At 71.0% G+C, this 18707-nt stretch carries 19 protein-coding genes; 10 read left to right on the forward strand and 9 right to left on the reverse strand.

What is annotated here, in order from left to right; translation table 11 throughout:
* The first annotated feature begins 5 nt into the window (after positions 1 to 5).
* Positions 6 to 824, forward strand: coding sequence for a type I methionyl aminopeptidase (gene map, locus B116_RS0104880; RefSeq protein ID WP_027659361.1), 819 nt, complete (start codon positions 6 to 8; stop codon positions 822 to 824).
* Between the two features lie 37 nt (positions 825 to 861).
* Here the strand turns inward: map and B116_RS0104885 are convergent, their stop codons facing one another.
* On the reverse strand, positions 862 to 1224 hold the full coding sequence (locus tag B116_RS0104885; RefSeq protein ID WP_018720538.1) for a PH domain-containing protein: 363 nt from the start codon (positions 1222 to 1224) through the stop codon (positions 862 to 864).
* An 89-nt stretch (positions 1225 to 1313) separates the two neighbouring features.
* Complete coding sequence (locus B116_RS0104890) at positions 1314 to 1610, reverse strand: 4a-hydroxytetrahydrobiopterin dehydratase (protein WP_018720537.1); 297 nt, start codon at positions 1608 to 1610, stop codon at positions 1314 to 1316.
* Between the two features lie 188 nt (positions 1611 to 1798).
* Between B116_RS0104890 and B116_RS0104895 the strand changes: the two genes are divergently transcribed.
* Positions 1799 to 2239 (forward strand): (deoxy)nucleoside triphosphate pyrophosphohydrolase, encoded by a 441-nt coding sequence (locus B116_RS0104895; RefSeq protein ID WP_018720536.1) that lies wholly within the window; start codon positions 1799 to 1801, stop codon positions 2237 to 2239.
* A gap of 84 nt (positions 2240 to 2323) precedes the next feature.
* On the opposite strand, the gene B116_RS0104900 is transcribed toward B116_RS0104895, so the two are convergent.
* The 6 genes from B116_RS0104900 to B116_RS0104925 all read right to left on the reverse strand — a co-directional run bounded on the left by B116_RS0104900 (position 2324) and on the right by B116_RS0104925 (position 11555).
* Positions 2324 to 3424: a succinate dehydrogenase/fumarate reductase iron-sulfur subunit gene (locus B116_RS0104900; protein WP_027659362.1), complete on the reverse strand. Its 1101-nt coding sequence runs from the start codon at positions 3422 to 3424 to the stop codon at positions 2324 to 2326.
* Between the two features lie 3 nt (positions 3425 to 3427).
* Entirely contained in the window at positions 3428 to 5341 is a 1914-nt protein-coding gene (locus B116_RS0104905) for a fumarate reductase/succinate dehydrogenase flavoprotein subunit (RefSeq protein ID WP_018720534.1), read from the reverse strand.
* Between the two features lie 11 nt (positions 5342 to 5352).
* On the reverse strand, positions 5353 to 6171 hold the full coding sequence (locus B116_RS0104910) for a hypothetical protein (RefSeq protein WP_033667297.1): 819 nt from the start codon (positions 6169 to 6171) through the stop codon (positions 5353 to 5355).
* A gap of 287 nt (positions 6172 to 6458) precedes the next feature.
* Positions 6459 to 7871: a TldD/PmbA family protein gene (locus tag B116_RS0104915; RefSeq protein ID WP_027659364.1), complete on the reverse strand. Its 1413-nt coding sequence runs from the start codon at positions 7869 to 7871 to the stop codon at positions 6459 to 6461.
* Positions 7868 to 9304: a TldD/PmbA family protein gene (locus tag B116_RS0104920; RefSeq protein ID WP_027659365.1), complete on the reverse strand. Its 1437-nt coding sequence runs from the start codon at positions 9302 to 9304 to the stop codon at positions 7868 to 7870. The genes B116_RS0104915 and B116_RS0104920 overlap by 4 nt, the downstream gene beginning before the upstream one ends.
* A 118-nt stretch (positions 9305 to 9422) precedes the next feature.
* Complete coding sequence (locus tag B116_RS0104925) at positions 9423 to 11555, reverse strand: S9 family peptidase (protein ID WP_027659366.1); 2133 nt, start codon at positions 11553 to 11555, stop codon at positions 9423 to 9425.
* An 85-nt stretch (positions 11556 to 11640) separates the two neighbouring features.
* Here B116_RS0104925 and mshB point away from each other — a divergent pair, with 85 nt between their 5' ends.
* The 3 genes from mshB (at position 11641) to B116_RS0104940 (ending at position 13640) form a co-directional block, all read left to right on the forward strand.
* On the forward strand, positions 11641 to 12645 hold the full coding sequence (mshB, locus tag B116_RS0104930; RefSeq protein WP_027659367.1) for an N-acetyl-1-D-myo-inositol-2-amino-2-deoxy-alpha-D-glucopyranoside deacetylase: 1005 nt from the start codon (positions 11641 to 11643) through the stop codon (positions 12643 to 12645).
* A gap of 11 nt (positions 12646 to 12656) precedes the next feature.
* Entirely contained in the window at positions 12657 to 13091 is a 435-nt protein-coding gene (locus B116_RS0104935) for a hypothetical protein (RefSeq protein WP_033667299.1), read from the forward strand.
* Between the two features lie 81 nt (positions 13092 to 13172).
* Positions 13173 to 13640, forward strand: coding sequence for a hypothetical protein (locus B116_RS0104940; RefSeq protein WP_026321403.1), 468 nt, complete (start codon positions 13173 to 13175; stop codon positions 13638 to 13640).
* 7 nt (positions 13641 to 13647) lie between these two features.
* Here the strand turns inward: B116_RS0104940 and B116_RS0104945 are convergent, their stop codons facing one another.
* Positions 13648 to 14610 carry a GNAT family N-acetyltransferase gene (locus B116_RS0104945; RefSeq protein WP_027659369.1) on the reverse strand — a complete coding sequence of 321 codons (963 nt, stop codon included), beginning with the start codon at positions 14608 to 14610 and terminating at the stop codon, positions 13648 to 13650.
* Between the two features lie 79 nt (positions 14611 to 14689).
* Here B116_RS0104945 and fdxA point away from each other — a divergent pair, with 79 nt between their 5' ends.
* The 5 genes from fdxA to B116_RS0104970 all read left to right on the forward strand — a co-directional run bounded on the left by fdxA (position 14690) and on the right by B116_RS0104970 (position 18581).
* On the forward strand, positions 14690 to 15016 hold the full coding sequence (fdxA, locus tag B116_RS0104950; RefSeq protein ID WP_012014965.1) for a ferredoxin: 327 nt from the start codon (positions 14690 to 14692) through the stop codon (positions 15014 to 15016).
* Complete coding sequence (gene dapC / locus B116_RS0104955; RefSeq protein WP_223874507.1) at positions 15013 to 16119, forward strand: succinyldiaminopimelate transaminase; 1107 nt, start codon at positions 15013 to 15015, stop codon at positions 16117 to 16119. The genes fdxA and dapC overlap by 4 nt, the downstream gene beginning before the upstream one ends.
* A 17-nt stretch (positions 16120 to 16136) precedes the next feature.
* Positions 16137 to 17177: a prephenate dehydrogenase gene (locus tag B116_RS0104960; RefSeq protein ID WP_027659370.1), complete on the forward strand. Its 1041-nt coding sequence runs from the start codon at positions 16137 to 16139 to the stop codon at positions 17175 to 17177.
* A 118-nt stretch (positions 17178 to 17295) separates the two neighbouring features.
* The gene (locus tag B116_RS0104965; protein ID WP_018720523.1) at positions 17296 to 17934 is read left to right on the forward strand and encodes an SIMPL domain-containing protein; all 639 of its coding nucleotides are present in this window, start codon (positions 17296 to 17298) and stop codon (positions 17932 to 17934) included.
* Positions 17934 to 18581, forward strand: a complete 648-nt coding sequence (locus tag B116_RS0104970) for a nucleoside/nucleotide kinase family protein (protein ID WP_027659371.1) — start codon at positions 17934 to 17936, stop codon at positions 18579 to 18581. The genes B116_RS0104965 and B116_RS0104970 overlap by 1 nt, the downstream gene beginning before the upstream one ends.
* Positions 18582 to 18707: the final 126 nt, after the last annotated feature.

Raw genomic sequence — 18707 nt, forward strand, 5'->3', positions numbered from 1 at the left:
GCGTTGTGATCGAACTGAAGTCCGCCGAGGAGATCGACCAGATGGCGGTCGCCGGCCAGTTCGTCGGTGAGTTGCTCGCCGAACTGAGCGAGGTCGCCGCGGTCGGCGTCAACCTGATGGATCTTGAACACCACGCCCGCCGTCGGATCACGCAACGCGGTGCCAAGTCCTGCTACTGGGACTACGCTCCCTCGTTCGGCCGGGGCCCCTTCCGCAACGTCCTCTGCCTGTCGGTCAACGACGCGGTGCTGCACGGGCTGCCACACGACTATGTCCTCCGCGACGGTGACCTGCTCAGCATCGACATGGCGGTCGGTATCGACGGCTGGGTCGCCGACTCCGCGCTCTCCTTCATCGTCGGCACCCCCGCCCCGGCCGACCTCAAGCTGATCGAGGCCACCGAGGTCGCGCTCGCCGCCGGCATCGCCGCCGCCCAGCCCGGTGGCCGGCTCGGCGACATCTCCGCAGCGATCGGTCAGGTCGCGCACTCCTACGGCTACCTGGTCAACGGCGAGTTCGGCGGGCACGGCATCGGCCGCACCATGCACGAGGCCCCGCACGTGGCCAACAACGCCCGCGCCCGTCGCGGCCTGAAGCTCCACCCTGGCCTCACCATCGCCATCGAACCCTGGTTTTGCGCCTCCACCGATAAGATCAAGTTTGATGAGGATGGCTGGACGATCCGTTCCGCCGACGGCTCCCGTACCGCGCACTCCGAACACACGATCGCCATCACCGCCACGGGCCCCCAGGTCCTGACCGGCCGCCCCGGCCGCGGTGCCACCGGCGCCGATCCCAGCGGCCGGCCCGCGACGGACTCCTGAGCCGACCCCAAGAGGTCGCCGTACCGGATCGGGCGGGTCAGCTGATGTAGTGCAGGATCACGTTGTGTACGTGGTGGCTCTTGTGGGAGCCGCGGAACTCCACCTCGTAGGTGTGCGTGCCGACGTGGATGGCGATGGCGCCGGTGGAGAAGAACGAGCCGCCCCACGACTTGTTGCTGACCACGCTCACGCTGGTGATCTTCGCGTACGGGATGCTGGTGATCGCGTAGCGTTTGCCGATGAACGAGCGGTCCTGAATGATCACGCGTCGGTCGGTCACACCGATGAAGCCGGTACCGGTGCCGACGGCGTCATAGACGGCGATGATCTGCTCGCCCTCAAGCAGCCCGCTCTGGATCTGCTGCAGCTGCTCCTTGCGGTCGTACGTCGCGTTCGCCATGCCCTCAGCGTAAGTATCGCGAGCACATCGAAGGCCGGCGAAGTGGCTGGTGGTGGGCGGCTCGGTTACTGGCAGCCTGTCTCGTGGCCTCAGGGCTCGGTGACGGCGCGGTACGCGTCCTCGATGCGGGCGGCCAGTAGGACTTCGCCCTCGGTCAGCGGCACCCTCTCGTGGCCGACCCGTATCTCGGTCTGGTCGGCGTGGCGGCTGATCTCGGGGCGAAGGTGTAGCGCGTCAGCAACCACCTGCACCCGCTCGGTGAGCGCCGCATGTTGGGAGTCGTCGATGGGGAGCGTCCGTCGGATCCCTTCGCCCTCCCGGGTCCAACCGGGTAGCAGGGTCAGCGCATCGTTGAGATAGTTGTGCTTACCCCGTCCGAACGGCATGCGTACCACCACACCTCCCGGCATCGTTGCTGGCTTGTGGCCTAATCGTCGCTTTTCCGTGTCGTTTAGGTGGACTAAGTCTGTCCCTTTGCAGGAACTGTGTCCACGGCCACACTTCCGGGACTTCCTGGCTTGATGGGTTGGTCACGGTACCCAAACCGACGATTGATCTGGCACGCTGGACGCTCGTGCGGACCGAACAGGCAAGCGATGGCGGCCGGGTCGAGCGACCCGAGCCGAAGGTAGTCGTCGGCGCGGCGATCATCCAGAACGGTCGGGTGCTGGCCTGTGCGCGGTCTGCCCCGCCAGAGGTGGCGGGCCGGTGGGAGTTCCCCGGCGGCAAGGTGGAGCCGGGGGAGAGCGAGACCGCGGCGCTACTGCGCGAGTGCGCCGAGGAACTGGCCGTCCGGGTGGAGATCGGTGACCGGGTTGGCCGGAGTGTTCGGATGGCCCACGGGCGCTCAGTGCTGAAGGTGTACCTGGCCCGGCTGCTGCACGACGACCAGCCGCAGGCATTGGAGCACTCGGCGTTGCGTTGGCTCTCCGCAGCCGAGTTGGACAGCGTCACCTGGCTACCCGCCGATGCCCCGATTGTCGCCGCGCTCCGCCCGCTGCTGGCCGCCGGCTGACCCGTAGCAGAACCGGAGGGGCGACCCGAAAACGGACAGGGCCGGCGGAGTCTGCCGCCGGCCCTGTCATCGTCGCTGTTGTGTTCAGTGCTTGTCCTGCTCCGGGTGGGCGTAGTTCAGGTGCTCCGGTGGCAGCGGGAAGCTCACGTCCTCGCCGAATGGCGACGGTGCCGCCGGCCGGTCGAAGGTGAGCTCGGTCAGCGGCAGCTTGCCGGACTCGTCCAGTGTCGGGGCGGTCGGCTTCGGCACCTCGCGGTGCCAGTTGACACCCGCCTGCGCCTGCGCCTCGGCCTTCGGGTCGTGCGACGCTCCCGCGTGTGAGTGGAACCCGGGCGGGCCGGCCGCGGGGGCGCGCACGGCGCCCGGGGAGTGCTCGCTGGTCACGCTGGTCTGAGGCACCTGACCCCTCCGGAAGATCTTGTTACCAAGCCAAACAAGAGGATCATACTTCCGGTCGACTACCCGCTCCTTCATGGGGATAATCCCGTTGTCGGTGATCTTGATGTGCTCGGGGCAGACCTCGGTGCAGCACTTGGTGATGTTGCAGTAGCCCAGGCCCTGTTCGGCCTGCGCGTACTCCTTGCGGTCGTCCCGCGCGTCCAGCGGGTGCATGTCCAACTCAGCCGCCCGGATGAAGTACCGCGGTCCGGAAAAGGCTGGTTTGTTCTCCTCATGGTCCCGGATCACGTGACAGACCGTCTGGCAGAGGAAACACTCGATGCACTTGCGGAACTCCTGCGAGCGCTCGACGTCCACCTGCTGCATCCGGTAGTCGCCCGGAGCGACACCAGGGGGCGGCGCGAAGGCCGGTGTCTCCCGGGCCTTCTCGTAATTGAACGAGACATCGGTGACCAGGTCTCGAACGATCGGGAACGTTCGTAGCGGCGTGACCGAGATCGTCTCGTCTTCGGTGAAGGTCGACATCCGGGTCATGCAGGCTAGCTTCGGTTTGCCGTTGATCTCTACCGAGCAGGAGCCGCACTTGCCGGCCTTGCAGTTCCAGCGGCAGGCGAGGTCCGGCGCCTCGGTGCTCTGCAGGCGGTGGATGATGTCGAGGACGACCTCGCCCTCTTTCACCTCGACCAGATACTCCTTCAGGTCGCCACCGGTCTCGTCGCCCCGCCAGATGCGGAACTGCCGCTTCGTGGCCGGTGCGCCGGCCGCCTGGCTCTTCTCAGTTCCCATTCCTCAGCGCTCCTCCTCAGTGAGGGCGTCGAACTCCGCCAGCTCCTCGTCGGTCAGGTACTTGGCCAACTCCGCGCGGTCGAAGAGCGTGAAGAGCTCCGGCCGCATCCGCGGTAGCGGCTTGCGGTCCAGGTGCACGATGTCGCCCTCCAGGGAGCAGACCTGGTTGACCCGCCGCCAGGCCGGGTCCATCGTCGGGTGATCCTCCCGGGTGTGGCCGCCCCGCGACTCCCGCCGCTCCAGCGCCGCCTTCGCGGTGCACTCGGAGACCACCAGCATGTTGCGGAGATCCAGGGCAAGGTGCCAGCCCGGGTTGTAGCGCCGGCCGCCCGCCGCGCTCACCTTGGCCACGCGTTCGCGAAGCTCCCCGAGCCGGGCCAGCGCGTCAACCAGCTCGCCCTCCCGCCGAATGATGCCGACCAGGTCGCCCATCACCGCCTGGAGGTCCTGCTGCAGGACGTACGGGCTCTCGCCGGTGTCCCGCTGCAGCGGGGCCAGGGCCGTCTCCACCGCGGTCTCCACCGCCGGCACCGGGACCCGGGGTCGGGACGCCAACCCGTCGGCGTACGAGGCGGCGTGTCCGCCCGCCCGCTTGCCGAAGACCAGCAGATCCGACAGGGAGTTGCCGCCGAGCCGGTTGGAGCCGTGCATCCCGCCGGAGACCTCACCGGCGGCGAAGAGCCCGCGGACGTGGCCGAACGCGGCACCGGAGTCGGGGTCGACCTCCACCCCACCCATGACGTAGTGGCAGGTCGGCCCGACCTCCATCGGCTCCCGGGTGATGTCGACATCGGCCAGCTCCTTGAACTGGTGATACATCGACGGGAGGCGACGACGGATCTCCTCCGCCGGCAGCCGGGAGGCGATGTCCAGGTACACGCCCCCAGCAGGAGTGCCCCGCCCCGCCTTGACCTCGCTGTTGATGGCCCGGGCTACCTCGTCGCGTGGAAGCAGCTCCGGTGGACGCCGGTTGTTGTCCGGGTCCTCGTACCAGCGGTCCGCCTCGGCCTCAGTGTCCGCGTACTGCTTCCGGAACACATCCGGCACGTAGTCGAACATGAACCGCTTGCCCTCGGAGTTCTTCAGAACCCCGCCGTCCCCGCGGACCGACTCGGTGACCAGGATGCCCTTCACCGAGGGCGGCCAGACCATGCCGGTCGGGTGGAACTGAAGAAACTCCATGTTGATCAGCGTTGCTCCGGCGCGCAGCGCCAGCGCGTGGCCGTCCCCGGTGTACTCCCAGGAGTTCGAGGTGACCTTGTACGAGCGGCCGACCCCACCGGTCGCCAGCACCACGGCCGGCGCCTCGAAGAGGATGAACTCCCCCGACTCCCGGTAGTAGCCGAAGGCGCCGGCGACCCGGTCACCGTCGAGCAGTAGCTCGGTGATGGTGGTCTCGGAGAAGACCCGGATCCGGGCATCGTAGGAGCCGTGCTCGCGCTGATCTTCCTGCTGGAGGGAGACGATCTTCTGCTGGAGGGTGCGGATCAGCTCCAGGCCGGTACGGTCGCCCACGTGCGCAAGGCGTGGGTACTCGTGCCCGCCGAAGTTGCGCTGGGAGATCTTCCCGTCCTTCGTCCGGTCGAAGAGAGCGCCGTAGGTCTCCAGCTCCCAGATTCGCTGCGGCGACTCCTTCGCGTGCAGCTCGGCCATGCGGAAGTTGTTCAGGAACTTGCCGCCGCGCATGGTGTCGCGGAAGTGCACCTGCCAGCTGTCCCGGCTGTTCACGTTCCCCATCGCGGCGGCGGCGCCGCCCTCGGCCATCACCGTGTGCGCCTTGCCGAAGAGCGACTTCGAGATGATCGCGGTCTTCTTGCCGGCCAGCCGGGCCTCGATCGCCGCCCGCAGCCCGGCGCCGCCGGCCCCGATCACGACGACGTCGTAGTGGTGTCGTTCGATTCGCGTGGTAGTGGTCATGTCGGGGCCCTCTAGTTGATGAACCGCAGGTCGGTGAACCAGTTGGCGGAGACGGCCATGATGTAGAAGTCGGTGAAGAGCACCGTGAACAGCGACACCATGGCGAACGTGCCGTGCCGGACGTTCAGCTTCGAGATCAACGTCCAGAAGCGGTACCGCACCGGGTTCCGGGAGAAGTGCTTCAGCCGTCCGCCCATCACATGCCGGCAGGCGTGGCAGGAGAGCGTGTAGCCGGCCAGCGCGACGATGTTGACCAGGATGATCAGCGAGCCCAGGCCGACCCCGAAGGCACCGTCCGGCCCGCGGAACGCGAGGAACGCGTCGTAGATGTTGATCAGCAGGACCACGAAGGCCAGGTAGAAGAAGTACCGGTGCCAGTTCATGACGAGCAGCGGGAACCGGGTCTCCCCGGTGTACTTCTGGTGCGGCTCGGTTACCGCGCAGGCCTGCGGGGACGCCCACAACGAGCGGTAGCCCGCCTTGCGGTAGTAGTAGCAGGTCACCCGGAACCCGGCGACGATCGGGAAGGCGACGATGCCGAGGGGGAGGAAGAAGGGGAACTCCCCGAACGGGGTGCCGAAGTGCGATGAGCCGGGAACGCACGAGTCGGTCAGGCACGGCGAGTACAGCGGCGTGAGGTAGTGGTAGTCCTCCACGTAGTACCACTTCGCCATGAAGACGCGGATCGTCGAGTAGACGATGAAGAAGAGCAGGATTGCGGCGATGCCGACGGGCTGCACCCACCAGCGGTCGGTACGCAACGTTCTCGCCACGATGGCGGCACGCGGACGCGCGCCCGGCCCTCCCGGCCTCGTTGCCGTTGATGTCATTCCAGTCGTCTCCCTGACGGGCCCCGGATGGGCGGCGGATCAAGTTCGGTAGGCAACCAGGCCGCACCCGCTTGCCAACGTCATGCGCACACCAACGACCGCGCCGGAGAAACGGCGCAGCTAAGTGACACACGTTACGCCGATCTTTGCGAGCCGTCCGCGCAAGGCAGTGTCCCGTGTGTCCCCGTTCTTGAAAAGGCCTGTCGGTGCATCGATGCCCACCCGTTCGTTCGACGCGCCGACCGAGGCCACCCGCCCCGCCCACCGCGGGCAGTGGCGGTCGTCGATCAGCCGGAGGCCCCACCGGTGAAGTTCCAGGCGGCGAGGCGCAGCGCCGGCGCCTCCCACCAGACCCCGTCCACCCGGTCCGGCTGGCGGGCCAGGGTGTGCCCGACGCCGAACACCGCCCCGGGGCCGAGCGCGCGCGGGTAGGACTCGGTGAACCGGAGGTCGCGTACCGCCCGAGTCACCACGCCCTCCTCCACCAGCCACACCCCGTTGCGGGTCAGACCCGTGATGACCAGGCTTTTCGGGTCGAGTACCCGGGTGTACCAGAAGTCACTGACCAGCAGACCACGGCGGACGCCGGCGAGCAGCGCGGCGGTCTCCGGGGCAACGACCGGTCCAGTTTGGGCGGCGCCGGAACTGGGCTGCCGCACCGCCTCGGTCGAGGTGGTGGTGAGGCGCAGGTTGCGGGGGACCGGGCCCCAGGCGGCGCCGCCGGGGACGGCGTGCCCGGTTGAGGTGGTACCGGCCAGCGCCGCCGAGCGCCGATCATGCCCGACGGCAGCGGTGACGCCCGCGTCCACCAGGGTCAACGCCGCCCGCCGAGTGCCCTCCACGTCGAACGGCGGACCGGACCGGTCGAGTGGGTCGTCCACCAAAGTCACCAGCGGGTCGAACTGGGCCGTGCCGGGCTCGGCGAAGGACTGACCCTCGTGGTGCCGCTTGCCGTTGAAGCCGAAGGCGGAGAGGTTCTGGAGCAGGTCGGCGACGGCGGCCGGCTCCAGCACCACCTCGTACCGGCCGGGCGGCAGCTCGACGGGGTCGGTCGCCGCCCGAGCCTTGCCGGCGGCGCGGGCGCCGAGGACGGAGCCGTCCAGGTCGGCCAGGCGGTCGGCGGCCAGCCGGGCCACCCCGTCCGCGCCGCCGCAGCGGGCGATGCCGTCCATCGCCGCCTCGGCGGTCCGGCCCCGGACCGAGTGGCCGGCCGAGTTGGCGAACGCCGACGAGCGGTGGGTGGTGCGGCAGTAGCCGGCCGTCTCCAGCCCGTCGGCCGCCGCCACGAAGGCGCGAACCCGATCGGCCCGCTCACCCGGCTCCGCGTACGCGGTCGCCTCGTCCACCGGCGCTCCAGGCGGAATCGGGGTAGGTGGGGTGAGCCCCGGCCACGCCGGGTCGAGCGGACCGAGTCGTACCGCCGCCAGGGTGCGCTCGACGAGCGCCCGCAGCCCGTCCTGGGTGCCGACGCTGCCACTGCTGGCGACGGTCCGTCCGGCGACGTGCAGCCGCAGCCGTACGGTGTGGTGGGTCTCGCCCACGTTCTGGTGGATGAACGAGTTGGCGAACCGGGTCAGCGCCAGCTCGGCCCGGGTCACGGTCACCTCGGCCGACGCGGTCGGGCCGGCCAGCCGCTGGACCAGCTCGATCACCTGGCTCGCCAGGTCCAGCTCGGACCCCGGCCGGTTCGTCGCCCTCACGCGTGCACCCCCACCCGGATGCCACGGAAACGGGCGGGCGCGGCCGGGTGGCCGGTGTGCCCCACCTGCCCTGGCTGACCCTTGCCGCAGTTGGGCGTGCCCCAGGCGACCGTCTCGCCGGAGAGCATGTCCATCGAACGCCAGAAGAGCGGGCTGATCCCGGTGTATGTGGGGTTGCGCAGCATCCGTCCCCGTCTTCCCTTCTTGATCTCCCAGCCGACCTCGCAGCCGAACTGGAAGTTAAGCCGTTTGTCGTCGATGGACCAGGACCGGTTCATGTCCATCAACACCCCCTCGTCGGTGGCGGCGATAATTTCGTCCAGGCTGTGTGGACCGGGCTCCAGCCCGACGTTGGTCATCCGCACCATCGGCAGCCGGGCCCAGCCGTCCGCCCGGACGCTGCCGCCGTAGTCCAGGCCTGCGACGGCGGCCGAGTCGCGGCCCGCGAGCACGCCCACCCAGCGTCCCTCCCGGACGGCGTCCCGGCGGACCGCCGGGGAACCCTCGTCGTCGTAGCCGAAGCTGCCCAGCGCCCCGGGGAGCGTCGGGTCGATGGTGATGGTCATCAGCTCGGAGCCGTACCGCAGCGACCCGAGCTGGGCCAGCTCCAGCCAGGAGGTACCGGCGAAGGCCGCCTCCCAGCCGAGGATCCGGTCCAGTTCGATGGCGTGCCCGACCGACTCGTGGATCTGGAGGGCGAGCTGCTCCCCGCCGAGGATCAGGTCGGTCTCGCCGGCAGGGCAGGGCGGTGCGGTGAGCAGCGCCCGGGACTCCTCGGCAATTCGTGCCGCGTGCGCGGTCAGGTCGAGCGAGGTGACCAGTTCCCACCCGCTGGTGCCGTACTGGCCCCGGTAGCTCGGGTACGACCGGCGCTGAGTCTGTCCGGCGCCGATCGAGGTGGCCGAGATGCCGCCGCCGCACTCGCGGATGCGCTGGTCGATCCGGTGGCCCTCGCTGGAGACGAACCACTTCGCCGTATCCCAGATCTGGTAGAGGCCTTCGGCGAGGTCGGCACCGTGCTCGGACATCAGCCGGGTCGCCTCGACCAGCAGGTCGCCCTTGGTCGACAGCGGCACGCCGAGCGGATCCACCACGCAGGCCGAGGCCCAGCTCGCCGTGACCGGCTCGGTCGGGATCGGGTCGATCGGCGGACCCGGAACGCGGGCACTGGCCGCGGCGATCCGCGCCGCCCGTCGGCCGGCGTCGCGGGCAGCGGGGTCGGACAGGTCGGGGACGGCGTGGAAGCCCCAGCTCGATCCAACCAGCGCCCGGACCCCCAGCCCGACGCTCTCGTCCTGGGTCAGCTCCTCGATGTCGCCGTTGCGGGCCGTCATGGACTCGTAGCGCCGGTGCATCACCCGGGCATCCGCGTACCGGGCGCCCGCGTCGAGAGCGGCTTGGACAGCGGCGGACGCCGCATCGAACTCGGTCATAGCTCGACCCTAGGGGAGCCGGCCGTGTTCGTCCGGCGGCGTGGCGCTGCCCGCCCCCTGTCGCATCCCCGGGCAGCCGGATCAGCTGACCGCTGGACCTACCCGCTGGCGACGGCGCTCACTCCAGGTGGGTACGGAGGAAGGCCAGCTCCAGCTTCAGCAGCTGCTCAGCGACGCCGCCGGCCGCCATGTGTGTCGCGCCGGTGAGCGGCAGCACCGAATGCGGGTGTCCGTTGGCCACCAGCGCGGCCGACAGCCGCAGCGTGTGTGCCGCCACCACGTTGTCGTCGGCCAGCCCGTGCACCAGTAGCAGCGGCCGGGCCTGCTCCGCAGCGGCGGCCAGCTCCACCAGGGAATGGTGGGCGTACACGTCCGTCCCGTCCTCGGGCAGGCCCAGGTAGCGTTCGGTGTAGGCGGTGTCGTACAGGCTCCAGTCGGTTACCGGCGCCCCGGCGATCCCGCACTTGAACAGCTCCGGGCGGCGCAGTACCGCCAACGCCGCCAGCCAGCCACCGAACGACCAGCCCCGCACCGCCACCCGGCCGAGGTCCAGGTCCGGATGTTTGCCGGCGAGCGCGGTGAGCCCGTCCACCTGATCGGTGAGGACCATGTCCGCCAACCGCCGGTGGATCGCCTTCTCGAACGACGGCGCGACCCCCGGCGTACCGCGGTTGTCGATCACGACCACCGCGAACCCGGCGTCGGCCCACCATTGCCGCTCCAACCACGCCGACCGCGCGGCCAGCACCTCCTGGTGACCGGGGCCGCCGTACACGTCCAGCAGCACCGGCAGTCGCCGGCCGGAGACGTGGTTCTCCGGGTAGAGCACCGCGGCTGGCAGTCGTCGGTCGGTCACCCGCTCCAGCAACGGCAGCGGCGCGTACGGCGGGGCCGCTGCGAACGACCGTAGCGTCGCGACCTCCCGGTCACCGCGCCAGACCGTCCAGCGTAGACCCGGGTGGTCCAGGGAGGCGCTGCCCACCACCAGCACGTCCCCGCCCACGACGCCGGCGTGCCAGCCGGAGTCCGAGGTGATCCGGCATACGTCCATGCCGCCGCCGACCGTGGTGCGGACCCGGAACAGGTGCTGCTCGCTCGGCTCGCCCTCGGCCGCCTCCACCAGCAGGTCAGCCGGTCCGGTGCCGGAGCGGGCCGGGAGTCGTCCCACCACCCGGCGCACATAGAGCGACGGCGGCGTCAACAGCGTCCCGTCGGCGAAGAGGCACCGTGCGTCGTAGCCGTCGTGGGCCAGCTCCCCGCCGACCAGTACCCGGCCATCCGGCAGATGGGCGGGAGTGCCGGGGACCGGCTCCACCCAGCGCGGGTCGGCCAGTTCGGCGTGCACCTGGGTCTCCCCGGTGCGTGGGTCCACCGCGAGCACCAGTCCGTGCTGCTGGGAGCGGCGCAGCACGGTGATCAGTGGTCCGCCGTCGGCCCAGTGCACAGCGGTCAGGTACGGGTAGGTCTCCCGGTCCCAGTGCACGTCAACCCAGCCGCCGTCGAGATCGAGCAGGTGCAGGCTGACCTCGGCGTTGGGTCCGCCCGCCCGGGGATAGGCGACGGTGGTCGGCGCGGTCGCCGGCTCGGCCGGGTCATGCAGGTGCCACCGGCCCAGTCGGGACTCGTCCACCCGGGCGGCGAGCACCGAGCGACCGTCCGGCGCCCACCAGTAGCCCCGGAACCGGTTGAACTCCTCCGCCGCGACGTGCTCGGGCAGCCCCCAAATGACCCCCGAGTCCTCGCCGGCGAGCATGGTGTCGGTGCCGTCGTGCTCGACCACCCGAAGTTCCCCCCGGCGGACCCCGTCCGCGGTGTCGGTCACGTACGCCAGTCGCTGCCCGGTCGGGTCGGGTCGGGGATCGAGTACCGGGCCGGCGGCGGCCACCTCGATCACGTCCCCGTGGATCAGGTCGGCCCGGAAGAGTCGGCCGCCGAGGGCGAAGATCGCCACCCGGCCGGCTGAGTCGAGGGCGTACGAGCCGATGCCGGCGGCGCTCAGCCGCAGCCGCTCCCGCAGCGTGCGCTCTCCCGGGCTGAGCTGGTCGGCGTCCTCCGACAGGAGCGCCGCCGGATCGGCGACCAGCCGCTCCTGCCCGGTCTCGACGTCGAGGAGCCAGAGCGCCTCGGTGTGGTCCGTCGGCCCGGCGGACCGAAGGAAGAGCACCCGGGAGCCGTCGTCGGCCACCGAGATCGCGCGCGGCGCTCCGTGGCGGAACCGACGGGTCCGCGCGGCCAGCTCCGGAAAGTCCACACGTCGGATCGTAGGGCGGTGTCGTGGGGGATGTGGCGGACCTGGCCGGACGCATCCGGGTCGGCCGGGAGAACCGCCGGATAGAGTGACGGACGTGACGACACTGCCCGATCGCCGGCTCCTGCTGGTCCATGCGCATCCCGACGACGAAGCCATCGGCACCGGCGCGACGATGGCCCACTACGCGGCCACCGGTGCCCACGTCACGCTGGTCACCTGCACCCTGGGCGAGGAGGGTGAGGTGCACGTGCCGGAGCTGGCGCAGCTCGCCGCGGCCGAAGCTGACCAACTCGGCGGCTACCGGATCGGGGAACTGGCGGCGGCTTGCCGCGCGCTCGGGGTCACCGACCACCGGTTCCTCGGCGGCGCCGGCCGCTATCGCGACTCCGGGATGATGGGCCTGGCCACCAACGAGCACCCGCGCGCCTTCTGGCAGGCCGATCTCGATGTGGCCGCCGGGCAGCTGGTGGAGCTCATGCGGGAGCTCCGACCCCAGGTCATGGTCACCTATGACGACAACGGGTTCTACGGCCATCCGGATCACATTCAAGCCCACCGGGTGGCGATGCGGGCACACGAGTTGGCCGCCGCCGAGGGGTTCGCTCCAGCGAAGGTCTACTGGACGGCGATGCCGCGCAGTGTCCTGGAGGCCGGGATGACTCACTTCGCCGACTCGTCGGACAACCCGTTCGCGGGCGTTCAGGAGGCGGTGGAGTTGCCGTTCTGTACGCCGGATGAGCGCATCGCGGCCCGGATCGACGCGAGCGGGCAGCACACCGCGAAGGAGGCGGCGATGCGCGCGCACGCCACCCAGATTCCGGACAACTCCTGGCTGTACTCGATCGCCGCCAACTTCGGCAGCGAGTTCATGGGGGTGGAGTACTACACCCTCGCCGTCGGCGACAAGGGCCCGGGCTTCGGCCCGTACGGGTGGGAGGATGACCTCTTCGCCGGGCTGCCGGTCGCCGGGGGCTCGGACCGGGCTTCGGTCACGGAGGCCTCGGATCGGAGCGCGGTCGCGGAGGACCCGGACCGCACTCTGCCCGAGGGCGGCAACCGGGCCCCGGTCGGCGCGACCGGCCAGTGGTGAGTCTTCCCGCCGTGCCGGTGTCGGTCGTGCCCGACGAGAGCGTGTCCGGGGGTAACGCCCGGCTCGCCAGCCGGGCGTTGCGGTTCACCGGCGGCGTGTTGGCGGTCGCCGGCGGGGCGCTCAGCGCGGTGCTGGAGCTCCTGCTCGCCCCGCTGCGGGTCGGCGGCCACCTGATCGGTGTGACCGTGCTGGTCGCGGTCGGGTTGAACGTGGCTCTGAGCTGGTTCGCCCACGCTACTGTCGGGCGCCGGTGGGCGGTGGCGCTGCCCGCCGTGCCGTGGTTCTTCCTGGTCGCACTCGCTGGGATCCGTACCTCGGAGGGGGACGTGCTGCTGGCCGGCACCTGGGTGGACCTGCTGCTCGTCGTGGCCGGCGCAATGACCTTCGCGGTACTCGGATTCCGCCAGATTCTGGCCGCCCCGCCGGCTACCCGGCCCGGGGCCTGACGGCACCTGTCCTGCGGTGGTAGACATTCCTGCCAGGACGACCCGTACGAGTGGTGGCGGGCGGTATGGCGGGAGGGTGCGATGAGGCAGCGGTGGCGATTGACCGGAGCACTGGTAGGTGCGCTGTTCGCAGTCAACCTGGTTGCTCGGTTAATCATCCGGGTGGGATTCGACGATGCGGATACGACCGCAGCTGACCGGGTGTCCCTCGGGATGTTCGTGGTGATCGGGGTGGGGCTGGCCGCGGTCACTTTCATCTGGAGCCGACGCCGGCCCGCTGCCGAGTGGGGGGCGGACATCGCCGCCGCGGTCGGTAGCGCGCTGGCACTGACCGTACTGGTCGGGCCGTTAGTGGTGGGAAAGAATCCGTTCGGTGACGGCGCGGGGACCTTCTTCGCGCAGATCTGGCTCTACGTCGCGGTTACCGGCATCGGGGTACTGCTGGGCTATCTGCTGGCCGTCGCGCTCGGCCTGGACCACCGCTCCCAGGCGCTGCAGCGGTACGCCGAGGCGAAGACAGCGAAGCCGCACAAGCCGGTCCGCCGCTGACCCCGGATCAGTCGGCCGGTGCGGTTCGGGTCCGGTAGGTGTGATGGGTGGTGAAGCCGAGCGCTCGATAGAGCGGCACCGCTTCCGTGTTGCCCCGTTCGACCTGGAGGAAGGCGGTCGTCGCGCCGACCGCCGTACCCCACTCGGTCAGTGCGCGGACCACCTGCCGGGCCAGCCCTTGCCGGCGGGCCTCGGGTGCCACCTCGATCAGGCTGAGGCCGAGCCAGTGGCCTGCCCCGGTGACAGTTCCCCGACCGATGGCGACCAGCCGGCCGGCAACGCGTATCTGGGCGAAGCGGATCTGGGGCACGGCGGTGAGCACGTGCCGGGCGGCGGCCGGTAGGTCGCCCTTGCGGTCCGCGGCGATCGCCAGCCAGTCCGCGGACGGCGTGGTGGTCAACTCGACCGGTGGTGCGCCGGCGACGTCGGGCAGGGCGGGCGGCAGCGCGGCCAGCGGCGCCGTCTGGACGAGCACCGGCGGGCCAGCGCACCACCCCCGGGCGTCGAGCTCCGCGCTGACCGGCGCGGCGAGTGGAAGTGGCGTGTTGATCAGGGCTGGCCGACCGAGGTCGGCGTACCAGCGCTGCACCGCGTCGATCGCGGTGGAGAGCGGCCGATCCGGGTCGCCGACCGGTAACGCCGAGTTGGCGCGTCCGGTCCAGCCGTCGGCGCTGCGCAGCAGCCAGTCGCCGAGGCGGGCCCGGGTCGGTGCGGGCCAGGCCAAGTCGGCCGCGTGTTCCAGCTCGGCCACCGCGGCAGCTGCCGGCCGTCGGGAAGGCGGGATTCGCCTCGCCCGGTGGACCTCGGCCCTCGGCAGCTCGAGCCGACCCTGTGCGGTGACGAGGGTGAGATGGCTCTCGCTCAGCTCTGCCAACACGCCGAGGGCATCGGAGAAGCGGGGCCGGCCTGCGCGAATCCCCACAATCCGGCGTACCACTACGCGCTGTCCCACATCCTCTGGTCGGAGCACGATCGACCTCCTCCCCAACGAGATACTAGGCTCATACCTGTCGCGGGTGATCGCGGCGTGTCTGCGGAGGAGAAGATCGGTGACCTACATCATCGCCGAGCCGTGCGTGGATGTGCTCGACAAGGCATGCATCGAGGAGTGCCCGGTCGACTGCATTTACGAGGGCAACCGGATGCTCTACATCCACCCCGACGAGTGCGTCGACTGTGGTGCCTGTGAGCCGGTATGCCCGGTCGAGGCGATCTTCTACGAGGACGACGTGCCGGAGCAGTGGAAGGACTACACCGCGGCCAACTACGAGTTCTTCGAGGACCTGGGCTCGCCCGGTGGAGCCTCGAAGATCGGCAAGGTGGAGAAGGACGCCACCTTCGTCGCGGCGCAGGCGCCACGTGGAGAGGCACACTGAACCGGCCCACGCCGGTCTCGGCTCGGCTGCCGGAGTTCACCTGGGACGCCCTGGAGGCCGCGGCCGCGCTGGCCGCAGCGCACCCCGGGGGCCTGATCAACCTCTCCATCGGTACGCCGGTTGACCCGGTGCCGCCGTCGATCCGGCAGGCGCTGGCGGACGCGTCGGATGCCCCCGGGTACCCGTTGACCGCCGGCTCGCCGGAACTGCGGGCCGCGATGGTGGCCTGGGCGGCCCGTGCCTGCGGCGCCGACCCGGAGGGGCTTGGCGTGCTTCCGGTGGTCGGGTCGAAGGAACTGGTCGCCTGGTTGCCCACGCTGCTCGGGATCGGGCCGCAAGACGTGGTCGTGGTGCCGTCGGTCGCGTACCCGACCTACGAGGACGGGGCACGGCTCGCCGGGGCGACCGTCGTACGGGCTGATTCGTTGACTGCCCTCGGTCCGACTCCCCGGGTCCGCCTGGTCTGGGTGAACTCGCCCGGAAACCCGACGGGGCGGGTGCTGCCCGCACCCCACCTGCGCAAGGTGGTCGACTGGGCCCGAGAACGCGGTGCGGTCGTCGCCAGTGACGAGTGTTACCTGCCGCTGGGCTGGGAGGCCGAGCCGGTCTCGGTGCTGTCGTCGCAGGTCTGCGGCGACTCCTACGACAGCGTCCTGGCGGTGCACTCGCTGTCCAAGCGTTCCAACCTTGCCGGCTACCGGGCCGGCTTTGTGGCTGGTGACTCGACGCTCGTCGCCGAACTACTCAAGGTGCGCAAGCACGCTGGGATGATCATGCCAGCGCCGGTGCAGGCCGCGATGGTGACCGCCCTTCAGGACGAGCGGGACGCTACCGAGCAGCGGGAACGCTACCGGGCGCGACGGGCCGTGCTGCGCGCCGCGTTCACCGCCGCCGGGTTCACCGTCGAGCACTCGGAAGCCGGCCTCTATCTGTGGCTGACCCGGGACGAGGACTGCTGGGCGACGGTCGACTGGTTGGCCCGGCGGGGCATCCTGGTGGCGGCGGGCGCCCTCTACGGGCGTACCGGCACCCGCCATGTCCGCGTGGCGTTGACCGCGTCCGACCAGCACGTGGCGGCGGTCGCCGACCGGTTGGCCGGCTGAGAGCGGCGGTGTCGACCGTGACCGACGTTGGGACCACCGCGGCCGGGGCGGCGTACCGCGGGGTCCGGGCCGCGGTCGTGGGGACCGGTCTGATCGGGGGGTCCATCCTGCTTCGGCTCCGCGACGCCGGGCTGGACGTCACCGGTTGGGATCCGGACCGGACGACCCGGGACCAGGCGCGCGAGCGGGGAATGTCGGTCCCGGAGACCGTCGAGGCGGCGGTCGCCGGACGAGAACTGGTCTTCTTGTGCGGACCGCTACCGACCCTGCCGGCCACCCTGTCGGCGGTCGCCGCGGCCAGTGGGCCCGACTGCGTCCTCACCGACGTGGGTAGCGCCAAGGCCGAGGTGGCCGCGGCGGCGACCCGGCAGGGCCTGCTCCACCGGTTCGTGCCGGGGCACCCGATGGCGGGCGCCGAGTTCGCCGGGCTCGCGGCGGCCGGACCGGCGCTCCTCGACGGCGCCGCGTGGGTGTTGTGTCCGGGGCCGGCGACGGCCCCGTTCCGCTGGCTTACCGGGCTGCTCCTGGCCGTGTTCGGGGCTCGGGTGGTGCCGCTGGCCGCGGCGGAGCACGACCGAGCCGCCGCCCTCGCGTCGCACGTGCCGCACCTGCTCGCCGGGGCGCTCGCCGGGGCGACCCGGCGGGCAGCCGCACCGGACGCCGTTCTCGCCCTCGCCGCCGGCAGCTTCCGCGACGGCACCCGGGTCGCGGCCACTCCGGCGGCGCGGACGGTCAACCTGCTGCTCGGCAACCGGGACGAGGTGCTGCGGGAACTGGCCGGAGTGCGGGCGTACCTGGATGATCTGGCCGAGGCCCTGCGCTCCGGAGACCGGGAGCGGCTTACCGCGCGCTACGCCGAGGCGGGGGCGATCCGACGACTGCTGTCCGATCGGGCGTACACCACCCAGGTCCGGGAATTCCCGGTCGGCGGGGACCACACCGCGGAGGTCGGCTGGCTTCGGGAGGTCGGCGCGGCCGGTGGCTATCTGGGTGGCTGCCAGGTGCGCGAGGGCCAGGTCCGCTACACCGTGGGACTGCCGTGGCCCGGTCGGGCGTGACGACCGACTCGGTCGGGCGTGACGTGCGACCGGGCCAGGTGTGACGTGTCGCCTGGTCGGGCGTGACGCGCGGCCCGACGGGCCTGCCGGCGCGGTTGACCGCCGCTAGGGTGTGCACATGGTGGCTGGACCGGTGGTGGCGGTTCGCGGGGAGTCCTTTCGGGAGGTCGCGCCGGAGCGGGCCCGGTTCGCCGTGGTGGTGATGGCCCGGGACCGGGACCGGGAGACCACGCTGAGCCGGCTGGCCGAGCGGGCCGCCGCGGTCCGGGTGCTCCTCGACGGGTATGGCCCGATGATTGAGCGGCGGGAGACCGGCGAGCTGCGGGTCTCCCCGGAGCTGCGCCGCTCCGGGGAGCGGGTGCGCGCCTATCACGGCAGCGTGCGCACCACCGTCACGGTTACCGACTTCACCACCCTGGGCGAGTTGATGCTGCGCCTCGCTGACCAGGACCAGGTCGAGGTGTCGGGGCCGTGGTGGTCGCTGCGTCCGGACAGCCCGGTCTACCGTGAGGCCCGACAGGCGGCGATCGCCGACGCGTTGCGGCGGGCCCACGAGTACGCGGAGGCCCTCGGCGCCCGGGTGACCGCGTTGGTCGAGCTCGCCGACGCTGGCGTCGATCGACCATCGGCGTTGGCCGCCATGTCCTACTCGGCTACCGCCGAGCGGGTGCCCGAGCTCGATCTGGACCCGCAACCCCAATCGGTGCAGGCGGTGGTGCAGGCACGGTTCACGATCAGCGAACCGGTCCTCAGCTGATGGGGCCGGCCCGAGTGGTACCTGTTGTCGAGTTGGTGGCGCGCGCCCGCGCGCTCGCCGATATCGGCTCCCGTCAGTTGCTGGGCATCGTCGGTGCTCCTGGCGCGGGCAAGTCCACCCTGGCCGCGCAGATCGTCGCCGCCGTCGGGCCGGCGGCCCGGCTGGTGTCGATGGACGGGTTCCACCTTGCGCAAGCCGAGCTTGTCCGGTTGGGCCGGGCGGAGCGGAAGGGCGCCGCGAACACGTTCGACGCCAACGGCTACGTCTCGCTGCTGCGTCGGCTGCGGCGTCCGGAGCCCACCTCGGTCTACGCGCCGGAGTTCCGGCGGGAGCTGGAAGAGCCGGTGGCCGGGGCGGTCGAGGTGCCGCCGGAGGTCCGGTTGGTGGTTACCGAGGGCAACTACCTGCTGCTGCCGGATTGGCCGTGGGAGGAGGTCCGGTCGCTGCTGCACGAGGCATGGTTTCTGGATCTCGATGCGGAGCAGCGGCTGCGTCGGCTGACGGCCCGGCACGAGGCGTACGGGCGCTCGCCCGCCCAGGCCCGGGCCTGGGCGCACGGCACCGATGAGGTCAACGCTGCGCTGGTGGCGAGCACGGCGCACCGGGCGGACCTGGTACTGCGCCTCGCCGAGCCACCGCCTGACTGAGTCGCCATACGACTGTGGCGTGGCGGGCCGGCCGCTCGCCGCTGTCCCGTAGCTGAGCTGCGAGTCATCGTCGAAACGGGCCTGTCCGGCGATGGCATCAGCGCTCGTGACGATTCCCAAGTGTGG

Origin of the sequence: Salinispora fenicalii (assembly GCF_000514815.1) — a bacterium.
Taxonomy (GTDB): Bacteria; Actinomycetota; Actinomycetes; order Mycobacteriales; family Micromonosporaceae; genus Micromonospora; species Micromonospora fenicalii.